Source organism: Bacillus sp. FSL K6-0069, from assembly GCF_038007785.1.
In the GTDB taxonomy this organism is placed as follows: domain Bacteria; phylum Bacillota; class Bacilli; order Bacillales; family Bacillaceae_G; genus Bacillus_A; species Bacillus_A mobilis.
The window spans coordinates 2686271-2699554 of sequence record NZ_JBBOXN010000001.1 but is presented as its reverse complement, the minus strand read 5'-3'; the positions used below and the strand labels follow the sequence as shown (position 1 = coordinate 2699554).

General features: G+C 34.3%; 14 protein-coding genes. 7 read left to right on the top strand and 7 right to left on the bottom strand.

Going from position 1 to position 13284, the window contains the following annotated elements; translation table 11 throughout:
* Positions 1-38: 38 nt before the first annotated feature.
* From MHB74_RS13820 to dltD, 4 genes are all read left to right on the top strand, one after another.
* Entirely contained in the window at positions 39-1040 is a 1002-nt protein-coding gene (locus tag MHB74_RS13820; RefSeq protein ID WP_061679704.1) for a C40 family peptidase, read from the top strand.
* A 20-nt stretch (positions 1041-1060) separates the two neighbouring features.
* Complete coding sequence (locus MHB74_RS13815; RefSeq protein ID WP_061679705.1) at positions 1061-2683, top strand: peptide ABC transporter substrate-binding protein; 1623 nt, start codon at positions 1061-1063, stop codon at positions 2681-2683.
* 119 nt (positions 2684-2802) lie between these two features.
* Complete coding sequence (locus MHB74_RS13810) at positions 2803-3330, top strand: GNAT family N-acetyltransferase (protein ID WP_061679834.1); 528 nt, start codon at positions 2803-2805, stop codon at positions 3328-3330.
* 268 nt (positions 3331-3598) lie between these two features.
* Positions 3599-4780 (top strand): D-alanyl-lipoteichoic acid biosynthesis protein DltD, encoded by a 1182-nt coding sequence (gene dltD / locus MHB74_RS13805; protein WP_061679706.1) that lies wholly within the window; start codon positions 3599-3601, stop codon positions 4778-4780.
* A gap of 38 nt (positions 4781-4818) precedes the next feature.
* Here the strand turns inward: dltD and MHB74_RS13800 are convergent, their stop codons facing one another.
* Entirely contained in the window at positions 4819-5043 is a 225-nt protein-coding gene (locus tag MHB74_RS13800; RefSeq protein WP_061679707.1) for a hypothetical protein, read from the bottom strand.
* 169 nt (positions 5044-5212) lie between these two features.
* Complete coding sequence (locus MHB74_RS13795) at positions 5213-5818, bottom strand: DedA family protein (protein WP_061679708.1); 606 nt, start codon at positions 5816-5818, stop codon at positions 5213-5215.
* 493 nt (positions 5819-6311) lie between these two features.
* Between MHB74_RS13795 and MHB74_RS13790 the strand changes: the two genes are divergently transcribed.
* Positions 6312-7712 carry an HD domain-containing protein gene (locus MHB74_RS13790; RefSeq protein WP_061679709.1) on the top strand — a complete coding sequence of 467 codons (1401 nt, stop codon included), beginning with the start codon at positions 6312-6314 and terminating at the stop codon, positions 7710-7712.
* Positions 7713-7903: 191 nt separating this feature from the next.
* Here MHB74_RS13790 and MHB74_RS13785 read toward each other — a convergent pair whose 3' ends face one another.
* A complete protein-coding gene (locus MHB74_RS13785; protein WP_061679710.1) occupies positions 7904-8668 on the bottom strand; it encodes a DUF1836 domain-containing protein in 765 nt (254 codons plus the stop codon).
* 259 nt (positions 8669-8927) lie between these two features.
* Between MHB74_RS13785 and MHB74_RS13780 the strand changes: the two genes are divergently transcribed.
* Both MHB74_RS13780 and MHB74_RS13775 read left to right on the top strand, forming a co-directional pair.
* The gene (locus tag MHB74_RS13780) at positions 8928-9377 is read left to right on the top strand and encodes a hypothetical protein (protein ID WP_000914486.1); all 450 of its coding nucleotides are present in this window, start codon (positions 8928-8930) and stop codon (positions 9375-9377) included.
* Positions 9365-9673 (top strand): YxcD family protein, encoded by a 309-nt coding sequence (locus MHB74_RS13775; protein ID WP_061679711.1) that lies wholly within the window; start codon positions 9365-9367, stop codon positions 9671-9673. The genes MHB74_RS13780 and MHB74_RS13775 overlap by 13 nt, the downstream gene beginning before the upstream one ends.
* 24 nt (positions 9674-9697) lie before the next feature.
* On the opposite strand, the gene MHB74_RS13770 is transcribed toward MHB74_RS13775, so the two are convergent.
* From MHB74_RS13770 to MHB74_RS13755, 4 genes are all read right to left on the bottom strand, one after another.
* Positions 9698-10933 (bottom strand): NAD(P)/FAD-dependent oxidoreductase, encoded by a 1236-nt coding sequence (locus MHB74_RS13770; RefSeq protein WP_061679712.1) that lies wholly within the window; start codon positions 10931-10933, stop codon positions 9698-9700.
* Entirely contained in the window at positions 10930-11262 is a 333-nt protein-coding gene (locus MHB74_RS13765) for a (2Fe-2S)-binding protein (protein WP_061679713.1), read from the bottom strand. The genes MHB74_RS13770 and MHB74_RS13765 overlap by 4 nt, the downstream gene beginning before the upstream one ends.
* Positions 11259-11531 carry a (2Fe-2S)-binding protein gene (locus tag MHB74_RS13760; protein WP_061679714.1) on the bottom strand — a complete coding sequence of 91 codons (273 nt, stop codon included), beginning with the start codon at positions 11529-11531 and terminating at the stop codon, positions 11259-11261. Before MHB74_RS13760 ends, MHB74_RS13765 begins: the two co-directional genes overlap by 4 nt.
* A gap of 72 nt (positions 11532-11603) precedes the next feature.
* On the bottom strand, positions 11604-13265 hold the full coding sequence (locus tag MHB74_RS13755) for a sigma-54 interaction domain-containing protein (RefSeq protein WP_061679715.1): 1662 nt from the start codon (positions 13263-13265) through the stop codon (positions 11604-11606).
* Positions 13266-13284: the final 19 nt, after the last annotated feature.

The following is a 13284-nucleotide window of genomic DNA, read 5'->3' as shown; positions in this document are numbered from 1 at the left end:
AGAAGAGACTAGTAAACTATCTTTTAAGGGGGATATGTATGAAAAGAGTAGGAACTGCGTTTTTAACAACTTTATTTATATTTTCATCGTTTACATCAGCACATGCCGAAGAGAAGAAGGATAGTAAAGCATTTATCGATGTATCTGCCGCAACACTTTGGACTGCACCTGATTCATTACGTCCAATTGATGCACCGAGTGCCACAAATCCAGTTGATTTGTGGCAGTGGACGAAATCAATGACGCTTGATGAAAAGCTTTGGTTAACAAATGCAAATAAATTAGAAACGCAAGCGTTATTAGGTCAAGAAGTAACGGTTGTTGATAAAAAAGGTGACTGGGTGAAAGTACTAGTACATGGTCAGCCAACACCACGAAATGAAGAAGGTTATCCAGGTTGGATACCTGAAAAACAGTTAACATATAATCAAGAATTTGCAGATAAAACAAACGAACCTTTCGTTTTAGTAACGAAACCGACAGCTATTTTATATATAAATCCTTCTGAAAAACATAAATCGCTTGAAGTGAGCTATAATACGCGACTGCCACTACTTAGTGAAGATACAATTTCATACCGCGTGTTGTTACCAAATGGGCAAAAAGCTTGGCTACGAAAAAATGATGGAACGGTTTATCGCTCTCAAAATGATATTCCAACCCCGGTGGCTGATGATTTAATAAACACAGGGAAAATGTTTTTAGGATTACCATATATATGGGCTGGTACAAGTGGTTTTGGATTTGATTGCTCTGGATTTACACATACAATTTATAAATCGCACGGTATTACTATTCCGCGAGATTCTGGTCCGCAATCGAGAAATGGAGTTGCGGTTGATAAAGAAAACTTACAAAAAGGAGATTTAATTTTCTTCGCACATGATCAAGGAAAAGGTAGTGTTCACCATGTTGCTATGTATATTGGTGATGGAAATATGATTCACTCACCGAGAGCTGAAAGATCGGTAGAGATTATACCGCTAAATACACCAGGATATATAGAAGAATACGCTGGTGCTCGTCGTTACTTACCTTAAAAAATAAAGGGGGTTTTCAAATGAAAAAAGTTGTTCGTTACTCATTAGTTAGTACACTCTTAGTTTCTTCATTTTTAGTTGGCTGCGCAAAAGAAAAAACAACGACAAAGCCGAAAGATGAGAAGAAAGTATTACAGTTACTAGAAACGGGTGAAATTCCGTCGTTAAATTCAGGGAAAGTAACAGATGCGGTATCGTTTAACGTTTTGAATAACGTAATGGAAGGATTATTCCGTTTATCGAAAAATGATGAACTGATTGAAGCTGGAGCACAAAAATATGAAGTGAGTCAAGATGGAAAAACTTATACATTCCACTTGCGTGATGCGAAATGGTCTAACGGAGATCCAGTAACAGCACAAGATTACGTATACGCTTGGAAGCAGCTTATTAATCCGGATACAGCTTCTCAATATGCATATATTGCATACGATGTGAAAAATGCGGAGAAAATAAATAAGAAACAACTAGGGCTAGAGGAATTAGGAGTGAAAGCGAAGGATGATAAAACGTTCGTAGTAGAGTTAGAACATCCTGTACCGTATTTTACGAAACTACTTATTTTACCGTCTTTCTATCCAATTAATGAAAAATATGCGAAAGAACAAGGGGATAAATACGGATTAGAAGCAAATAAAGCGGTATATAATGGGCCGTTTACATTATCTGATTGGAAGCATGAAGCGAGTTTTACAATGAAGAAAAACGATAAGTATTGGGATAAAAAAGAAGTGAAACTTGATGAAGTAAATTATCAAATCGTTAAAGAAATTTCAACCGCGGTAAATTTATATGAAACAGATAAAGTTGATAGAGCTGTCATTTCAACAGAATTCGTAGATAAATATAAAAATAATAAAGAACTAAAACAGTATACAGATCCGGTTATGTACTTCTTCCGATTCAATGAAAATGTACCGATTCTTAAAAATAAAAATGCAAGGCTCGCGCTAAGTACAGTGTTTGATAAGAAAGGGCTTGCCACTTCATTTTTAAATGATGGTTCGGTTGCTGCAAACTATTACGTGCCAAAAGGATTTTTAAAAGGTCCAGATAAAAAAGACTTTAGAAATACGGCTGGTGAGTTTAATAAGACAGATGTAAAACAGGCGAAAGAATATTGGGAAAAGGCGAAGCAAGAAACAGGTACAAATGAAGTGACGCTTGAGTTATTAAACTATGACTTAGAAAACTTCAAAAAAGTAGGAGAATACATTAAAGAAGAGCTAGAGAAAAACTTACCAGGCTTAAAAGTAAATGTAAAATTACAACCACATACGCAAAAACTGGCGTTAGAGAAGAAGAAAGAATATGAAATGTCGTTATCACGTTGGTTGCCGGATTATCCAGATCCAATGACTTATTTAGAAGTATTCCTTTCTGGAAGCAGTGTAAACAATACAGAATATGCAAATCCGGAATATGACGCGTTAATTAAGAAGATTAAAACAGAATTAGGTAATGATGAGACAGCTCGTTGGAAAGCAATGCAAGATGCGGAAAAAATGCTGCTAGATGATGCAGTAATAGCACCGGTATTCCAGCGCGGATTATCATACTTACAAAAACCATATGTGAAAGATTTGTATGTACATCAATTCGGTCCGGCAACAAGTTTAAAATGGGCAGATGTACAAAAATAAAAGTATGGAAAAACAGACTTCACATGTGTGATAGTCTGTTTTTCTTATTTAAAGTTAGAGAAATAGTCCGTGGTATAATTTACTAGTCTGTATTAAGCATTTGGAGGGGAATGATGTTTATGTTTGAAGAAAAGGAAGTAGTATGTACAAAAAGATTGTTCATGAGAAAACCAACTATAGAATATGTTGATCAATTTTATAACATATTAAAGAAAGAAGCTGTTGGCAAATGGCTTGCTAAATCAAGAGGAATGTCAAAAGAAGAAGCAAATGATTATATTAGTAAGCTTATATTACATTGGGAACAGTATAATTTCGGTGTATGGTTGTTATTCAATAGTGAAACAGGAAAGCTTTTAGGACATTGTGGTTTAAGAAAAGTGGATGAAACTGATGAAATAGAGATTATGTATCTACTTGATCCGGAGTATTGGGGAAATGGATATGCGTCAGAAGCAGCAGGGGCTTCTATTCAATATGCAAAAGAGACGATGGATGTAAAAAGAATAATTGCTAGGGTGAAAATAGCAAATGACAATTCGAAAAATCTTTTACGAAAGTTAGGTTTTACATATACTCATGATGTTGATTATAGTGGACGTACCTTAGCTTATTTTGAATTTAATATAGCTCCTGATGAATTATAGACATTTTATATGTTTTTTCGCTGTTTAAAAATAAAATTATTACATAAATTTCAGTGTGAAATTTATGTAGAATCTTGTATAATTAACGTGTTTCTATGGAAACATTTTCTTGTGATATTTCTATAGGACTGAATAGAACAAGAAAAGAAATACATACATGTATATAATAGATAAATAGAATGGAACATGTATAGAGAAAAAGGAGAGAAATGATGGCGTGTCAAAAACAAGGGTTACAATTTAATAGCGATAGAAAGAGGAAGAGACGATGAAAATGAAGCATGCTTTTGGCCCGATAATTTTAGCGTGTGTGCTTTTTTTCATTATCATACTCATTCCATCAAAAAGTTTAGTATCACTTATTAGTGATAAGAAGGTAGAAGATGCGGCAACTTCCTTACAAAAAGAAAAATTACAAAGTGTTTTCTTACAGCAAAAAATGTTAGAGAATTCGCAGTATTTACCGATGTATGGTTCATCTGAATTTTTACGAATGGATGCATATCACCCATCTAATTACTTTAAAGTAAATCCGGCAGGTTTTACACCATATTTAATGGGGATTGGCGGTACGCAAAGTTTAGCTCATATATTAAATATGACGTCTACAATGGATGAGTTAGAAGGTAAAAAAGTAGTCTTTGTTTTATCGCCACAATGGTTTACAAAGACTGGGGTATCACAGGGGGATTTCACAAACAATTTCTCCAAACAACAAGCATATCATTTTATTTTTAATGATGAGATAAGTGTTGAAATGAAGAAGCAAATTGCGAAACGACTATTAGACTATAAAGTTGTTCAAAAAGATGATATATTAAAAAATTCTTTAGAAGGAATTGTATATAACGATACGAAACATAACATAAAAGCAGGTCTAGTCAAACCACTTGCTTATATGCATCGAAATATTTTAGATCATAGAGATTTATTTAACTCCTTATTTAAGATTGAACCGATGAAAGAAAAAACAAATATGGGATTACGTTCGATTTCTTGGGTAGATGCACGTAAACATGCAGAGGAAGAAGGGAAAACGGAATCTACTACAAACACATTCGGAATTGAAAATCCGTATTACTATAAACATAATTTAAAGAAAAAATTAAAAGGTTTAAAAAACTTTAGAGCAAATGAATCGTATGAAGAATCACCTGAATATGATGATTTACAAATTGTTTTAAATATTTTTAAAGAGAAAAATGTAAAACCACTCTTCATTTCTGTACCTGTAAACGGACCGTGGTATGATTACGCTGGCTTCCCAAAAGAACGCCGTGAAGTATATTATAAAAAAGTCCGAGAGCAAGTTGAGAAAGCAGGATATCCAGTAGTCGATTTCTCTGGCCATGAATATGATAAGTATTTCTTAAAAGATACAATTCATTTAGGTTGGAAAGGCTGGATTTACTTTGATGAAGCAGTGCAAAACTTTTATACTGAAAAATAAGAGTGGAGAAGAAGGAACGGCTATAAGCTGTTCCTTTTTTAGTATAGAGTATTTTGATGTGGGCAATTCGGAAAGGCATGTATATCTTGAATTTGTCTAAAATCATAATGCTTCATTGCGAACTGCGCTTGATAAAGGTATTCATACACATATAATTGACCATCATGTGCTGAACATAATACACCAGAAGTTCCTTGCCCGTTCATGAAAGAAATGCCGATAGGACGTCCGATTAAGTATTGTATTTTTTGTTGCCAATGCATAGGGGAATCACTCCTTTTTGAGATAATATACGAAATGGATGAGTGAAAGGGTGCTTATCCATGTAAATGTTAAACTGAAGGTCTTTCTTGTCATATTTAAGGATTAGTCAATTTTAATAAAAAAACCGCTAATATTCGTATTGAATATATAACGGTTTTAGTTATTATCTTAAGCAAGCTTTTTACGTTTTTTTGTCCATTTTTTAATGATGAAGTATAAAAGAATAAGTATGACGCCGCCAATTGCGAACGATTTCACATACGGTCCAGCAACATCGTTAATATTCTCCCAATTCTCACCTAGTTTTTCACCTAAATAAATGAAAATGATAGACCAAGGGATGATTGCGAGTGCTGTTAATGTAGTGAAACGTAGGAATGACATTTTTGTAATACCAGCAGGAATTGAAATTGCATGGCGTACTACTGGGATAAAGCGTGCTGTAAAAATGACGCCAGTTCCGTAACGATTAAACCAATCTTCAGCTGCATCTATTTGTTTTTTATGGATGAAAATATATTTTCCATATCGTTCTAATATAGGTCGTCCACCGTATCGTCCAATCCAATAAATAAAGATTTGGGCAATAACACCGCCAATTGTACCAAATACAACTGCGCCTATAAATGAGATACTACCGTTGAATACTAAGTAACCTGCATAAGCAAGGACAATTTCACTTGGAATAATCTCAATCATAAGTCCAAGCATAATGCCCCAATAACCTAACCCTTCAAAAAACGTTAATACTGAGTGAATAAAACTACTTAACATTGTTGCACCTTCTAATTTATGGATTTTTGAATATATGCCCCTTTACTTAACAATATAAAAGGTTCACTATATGTAGATTATACCTTATTTATATAGGGGATTGCTATTTCAATTCTTTTATGTCTCTCATACGTATTATAGTAAAGGATATAAGCCCGGTTTTCATGAAGAGTTAATGAAAAGATTATTAAAAATTTCTCATAAATAAATAATAATGTTATGGGCTTTTAATTTACAAAGTGAGAAGAGTAATGTCTGCAAAATAAGAATCAAATTTATGGACTATTTCCTATTTGGGATAGTGATATGATTCGATTGATAAAAACAAAAGTATTTCAAAGGTTGGCTTATAGGTTCAAAAAAATAAAAATAATTCAAGGAGAATAAAAACATAAATATTCTCTTATCACCTAGACAGGTACTTCACTTTCAAATAACGAATTATAATGTTAATAAAATTTTTATAGAAAATTAATATGATGAAGGTGAAAATATGAAAAAAGCATTATTAGAAAAGGCCTCGTATCTACATAAAGAAGAAGTAGAGCAATTAAATAAAGCTATATTAGTTTCCGAGAAAGCACATGAAGGACAATTCCGCGTTTCCGGTGAGCCGTATATTACTCATCCATTTACAGTTACAGAAATTTTGTTAGATTGTAAGGCAGATATTATAACTTTAGTTGCAGCATTACTACATGATGTGGTGGAGGATACAGATTATACAATTGACTATATACGTGATATATTCGGTAAAAAAGTTGCAGATATTGTAGAAGGATTAACTAAAATTGATAAAAAACAAATTCCTAATAAAGAAGAGTATGAAGCAATAAATTTAAAGAAGTTATTATTAGCTACGCAAGGAGATATACGAGTAGCTATTATAAAAGTGATAGATCGTCTACATAACATGAGAACTTTACAGGTGAAAGCTGTAAAGAAACAAGTTCCTTATGCAAATGAAACACTCAAAATTTTCGCCCCGATTTGTAAAAGACTAGGGCTATTACATATTCAACACGAGTTAGAAGATTTAGGTTTTTATTATCTTAACCATTCTAAATATAAGGGAATGAAAATTCTTTTACAAAATTATGCTAAGTTATTAGAGGGTTTGTCTCAAAATATCATGCAAGATATAAATAATTTTCTAAATCCATCTTTAATATTTGAAGTTAACTATGAAGTAAGCCCTATTTATACAGCTTATTCTCGTCTCCAAGATATTCAAGACATTACAGCAGTGTCAAAAATAATTATCACGGCCTCAAATAATTTAGACTGTTATAAAATATTAGGAGTTATACATCAACTATACCAACCAATTCCATATCAATTTGAAGATAATATAGCAATTGAAAGTGATGTATTAAACAAATACTTAAAGACTAAAGTGGTGATCAATAACCATGAAATAGTGATATGTATTGAAACAAAAATAAATCAGGAGATACGAGATAAAGGAGTATTTCATGTACTTACAAAAAGTATAACTGATAAGGAGATGCAAAATATAATTCATAAATTGATGGATCATTTTATTAAGACAAATGATCTAGTAACTCAAAATGCGATTGAATTTTATGATTTAGTATCATATGAACTATTCCAAGATAATATTGTTGCATTTACTCCTAAGTTAGATTCCGTGAACTTACCGCAAGGTGCTACTGTAATTGATTTTGCTTTCGCATTAAATCCTGAGATTGCTAAGTATATGTCAGGTGCTAAAGTTAATGGTATAAATAAATCGATAATAACGAATGTTTCACATCTAGATATAGTTGAACTTTTGGTAACTGAAAACATTAGTAATGTGAGACAGGGTTGGTTAAGTTTTGCTAATAGCTCAAGAGCTCAAATCGAAATTTATAAAGAGTTACAAAGATGAAGGGATTAAATTTATCGAGAAAACTTATTCGAAATATAATAGAATGAAATGATCATTTTTGAATTAATAATAGGCGATTATGGCTTTTTATAATTAATATCTAGAGAAACAAGCATCAACCTGTTCTAAGTATGTAACAGGTTGATGCTTGTTTTCGTTATAAAAAAATAGAAGCATTTCTGCTCCTATTTTTACGGTTTCACATCTAAATTTTGTAAAAATAACGTTGCTGTTACGTAACGTTTTGCTAACATTTGTACATAAGCGGTATGCACAGATAATGTGGCAATAATAATCGCGTTACGAATCGCTTCACGTTGCTCGTTATTAATTTGATCGAACTTGCTTGCAATTTTGTCAGCTCTTTCTTTTACGATGTTTTCAATTGTATGGATTGTATCTGTTGCATTTAGTTGTAAGCAGTTCCCTTGATTGAGTTCTTCAAATAGAGAAGAGTATGCTCCATATAAATGAACAGGATTGATTAAGTCATCACTTCGATCGGCTGGGTCATTTACGATAAGGCGTAATAGCTTACGAATGGATTCAAAATCAAGTGCTGTTTTTAAATCTTCGACAATGAATAGTAAGGCAGCTTGTTCAATTGAATATTTTTTCCCTTTTTGAGGAGAGCCAATCATTTCTTTAATATCTCGTTTTACCCAGTTTTGCATGGCCGTTACTGAGAAACTTGTATTTTCAATTTGATTTCCAAGCGCAACTATTTCATTTAATGAAAAACCGACGTCTGTATCGTCAATTTTAATCAGTTTTTCAAAAATAGGTGAAAGTGCGGTAGTAATAAAAGCAGTTACGCTTTGTCCGCTTTCAATATCTTTTTTATGTGACTTTGCCCACGCTTCTTGTAAAATACCGAGAGGCTTTTTCGTATTCCATCCTCTTAATGATAGAAGAAGGGTAGCCATTTCGTTTCGTGTGAGATGAAATGTTTCCATCTTTTCACCTCCAAAAATAATAAAAAGTTCTTATGAACCTATAATATGTTTTGTTGCATTTAAAGTCAATTCTGTTTTGCTTAATTTTTCCTTTGTCACCAAACTGTCGTAAGTAAATAATACTTGCATATTTCGGCAAAAGTTCATATAATAAGTTCATAAGAACCTTTAAAATGTTTTTAAAAACAAATCTATCATTCTGAATTTACTAGAAAGGTAGATTTCACATATATCTATATAAAAGGAGAATGGATATAATATGTTGAAAAAACTTGTAGCAGTCATGACAGCATTCATGGTTATCTTTGGAGCTAGTAGCTTCATGTTTGTAGATCACGCAGCAGCGAAGAGTTACAAATCTGGTAAAAAATCATACACACCAAGTTCTGGTCAAAAGTCAAAAGTTGATTTGAACAAAAAAGATAGTAACGTGAATTCACAAAAAACAACAACAGATTCAAAAACAAAAGCAACAAACACAGCACCAAAAAGTAATAAAGGAAGCTTTATGAAAGGTTTATTACTAGGTGGTCTTGGTGGTTTACTAATGGGTAGCTTATTTGCAAATATGGGAGCTCTTGGTTCTGTATTAGCGTTTATGGTAAATATGTTAGTAATGGCTGGTATCGTAATGTTAGCAGTTCGTGCATTTAAATACTTCAAAGATCAACGTAAGAAAAAGGAAGATGAAGTAGCATGGAAACAATAAAAATTTCTGAACAAGAACTTATCAATGCACTTTGCGTATATATCGCTGAAAAAAGACAAGTCGGTCCAGAAGAAGTTTTAGTTGAACTAATGTATGACGATGACTACGGTTTCTCTGCTGAAGTAGAGGTAAATGGTCGTAAACAAATTTTAATTCAAGCGAACTTAATCGAAGCACTACGCTTATTGCTTGACAGAGAATATAATGTCAATTCATTTGCAGCAAGATTACAACTTGAATTAGACGATGAAGAAGGCATTTACGCATTAGCGAAATTTAATAACTCAGAAGAGTAGAAAAAAGAGCTGTTGAGAGTAATCTCAGCAGCTCTTTTTAGTATGTGCATATGCCAGGGAATAATCACGCCAAATTTCATTCATTTTCCGTCTACCGACATCAATCATCGGGTTAAATTGAATGGCAGCTTTTTGTCGTACGGTATGTACATGTTGCACCGCTTGTTGCAAGTGTTGTTCAACCGAATGAGATTTTGTATTTGCTTGTTTTACGATTGAATATCCAGCAACAGTTCCTTGCGCCATCGCAATCTTTCCGCTTTCAATCCCAGTGATATTGCCAGCTACAAATAAACCGGGAAGAGGGGTTTCCATCGTTTCGGAATGCAGTGGAACATGTCCGCCTAACTCCGGAATGTAACGGAAAGGACAGCCAGCTACAGCAGCAAGCTCAGCAAGAGGGTATAAGCCACCTGCAATACAAACAAAGTCTGCCTCATATATTTGTTCCGATCCAGTTATTATGTTTCCTTTCGTATCGATATTAGCAACGCGTACACCTTCAACTTGCTCTGTACCGATAATTTCTAGGGCTGCTTTTCGAAGGTGAAGTGGTGTGCCATTTATTTTCATACCGTTATTTGGATAGAAGTTTAATCCAGCTTGTTTTGCCCAATTATATTTCATCAATCGACTACCTAAACGTAATAAAGGCGAGGGGGCAAGGTGTGCAGCATGTAATAGAGAGTTTAAAACTTCTTCTGGTTCACCAGCCTTTTGACTTAATTCACTTTTTTCAGGAAGTACGATGTGTTCCACTTTAATTCCCGCTAATTGTAATTCATTTAAAATAGCGAATGACAAAATGTTAGCACCAATAATTAATCCTTTTCGCCCAACTTGAACGCGATGTACATTTGTCATTACTTGGGCTGCCCCGATTGACATAACTCCTGGAAGTGTCCAACCAGGAAGGGGAATAGAGTACTCAGCAGCGCCAGTAGCAAGTAAAATGAACGGTGCTTCTAACGTACCGATATTCGTATGTACGTACCAAGAACTTTCATCTTTATCTAAATTATAGACGGAAATACCACATCGAATATCAATTGAAAGTGATTTTGCTTCTTCGTGAAGGCGTTTTGACTCTTCTATACCATTCCACCATTCTCCAGTAGGTTCTTGATGTAATTGTCCGAGCAACCTTCCGCCAGGCTTCATAAATTCATCAATAACAAGTACATTTAGTCCAAAGCGTGCACAAGAGATGGAGGCTGATAAACCTGCGGGTCCAGCTCCGATAATAATGACATCGTTCATCGCTTTTTCACCATCTCTCTGACGATATTGGGATGCTGTTTACCACTGGCAACAACCATATTGTCTTCTACAACGGTTAAACATGCTCGTACGTTTGTTTGATTGTTTACTGTGACGCGGCATTCAGAACAATGTCCAATATTACAGTAAATACCCCGTGGCGTCCCGCTATCTTCATGCACTCTTAAAGTTCTTATTCCGTTTGCAAGTAAAGCCGCCGCAATCGTTTCATGTTCATATGCTTCATATTGTTGTCCGTTAAATTGGAAAGTGATGCGCTTACTACTATTTAAACTCCCTAAAATAGGATGATGTGTAATTCTATTCATTGATTTTCACCTACCGCTCCAAAGGTAACTGCTCGCACAGGTGGTTGATATTTTAATGGGATTTCATTAGGAATTGCATCAGGATTCGCATTTTCAATCATTCGATCTATCATCATTCTACATGTGCGGCCACCGCAAAATCCCATGCCAGCACGTGTTCTTAGTTTTAATTCTCTTGCCGAGCATTTATATTCAGCAATTGTCGATTGAAGTTGACCGTATGTAACTTCTTCACATCGACAAACAATTAAGTGATCTTTATTCGTCATATGAATTCCTCCTCTAGTTCGGTTTGCATAAATTATTATGCAAAAAACATGCCAATATAAAGGAGGAAATGGTTATTGTAACCCAAGTTTTTTTAATCGATTATATAAAGTTGCCCTTGTAACACCAAGCTGTTTCGCGCATTCTAATTTATTCCCATTCAAAATACGTAATGCCCTCTCGATTACTTTTTTCTCATGTTCATCCATCTCTTCTTGTAAAGAGAGGATTGTATGATTGTTGCTGAGTAATAGGGAATGAGTCGTATGATTGTCTAACGTTTCAGTTGTATGAAATGGTAAATATTCTTGTTTTATAATACCGTCAGTCGCAAATACGACAAGTCTTTCAACAACGTTACGAAGCTCGCGAATATTACCTGGCCAATTGTAATGAAGCAGTTCATGCATAATGCTTGAAGGTAAGTCACGGATTGGTCTGTTGTAGTTGATTGAAAAATCGTTTAAGAAAGAGTAGGTTAATTCAATAATATCTTCGCGTCTCTCGCGCAGCGGTGGAATATGCAAGCTAACTACATTTAGGCGGTAGTATAAATCTTCTCGGAACGTGCCTTTTCTCATTTCTTCTTGTAAATCACGGTTTGTAGCAGCGATAATACGGAAGTCAATATTAATCTCTTTCTCGCCACCAACTCGGTAATATTTTCGTTCTTGTAGTACACGCAATAGCTTTACTTGCATATCAAGCGGCATTTCTCCTATTTCATCAAGGAATAATGTACCGCCCTGTGCGAGCTCTATTTTTCCTTTTTTCCCTTTACTATTTGCACCAGAAAACGCCCCGCGTTCATACCCGAATAATTCACTTTCAAATAACGCTTCTGGAATGGCGCCGCAGTTAATTGAAATGAAAGGTGCCTTAGCTGCCTCACTAGCTTCATGTATCGCCTTTGCAAAAACTTCTTTTCCAACTCCACTTTCTCCAAGTATTAAAACAGTTGATTTCACTGAACAAACCTTTCTAGCTAATTGTATTGTTCTTTGTATAACAGGGCTCTTTCCATTCATTGCAAGGAAAGGATCTGATTCATCTTTATATTTTGCGACTTCTTGTTCTAATCGGTGCATTTCATGTGACATATTGAATAGTTTTTCGTTTAAAGCAACTTGATTTGTAACATCAGTTTCTGAAACGACAGCCCCTATAATTTCATCGTTACAATACACTGGGTTTGAATTTATTAATACGAACAAATCTGGGCGAGGCTGATGGAACTGAGCGATTATGCTTTTTCCGTCATGTAATGATTGCAAAATTTCCAAATCTTTATAGTCAAAAAATCGAGTGATAGGTTGTCCAATAATTTCATTATGATTGACTGAAAAAATCTTTTCAGCACCATCTGTCCAAGTACGAACATGTTCTTTCTCATCGATGACTGTAACGGAAGAATCAGTTGTTTGTATTACGGCGTTATAAAAAGATTGCAGTTCATTGTACGACTTAACAAGAAACGGAATGATTTGCTGAGTCGTTATACAGCATAGCGGCTCTTTATTTTCGTTCATTATGATAACGACTATTTCATTGGAAAACGCGTCAATTAAAGCGGTGAATGAGTCATCTTCATATATTACTGCGCAGTTATATTCTTCTGTAGTAGAAGGGTGGTAATAATACTTTTCGTGAACTTGCTGGGTATGTTGCAAGTTGTATGTATGATCAATTGATAAAGTTTTTAGAAATTCTTTTATTGTGGGAAATGAGAATGCCATATTGTCCTCCTGTTATGTA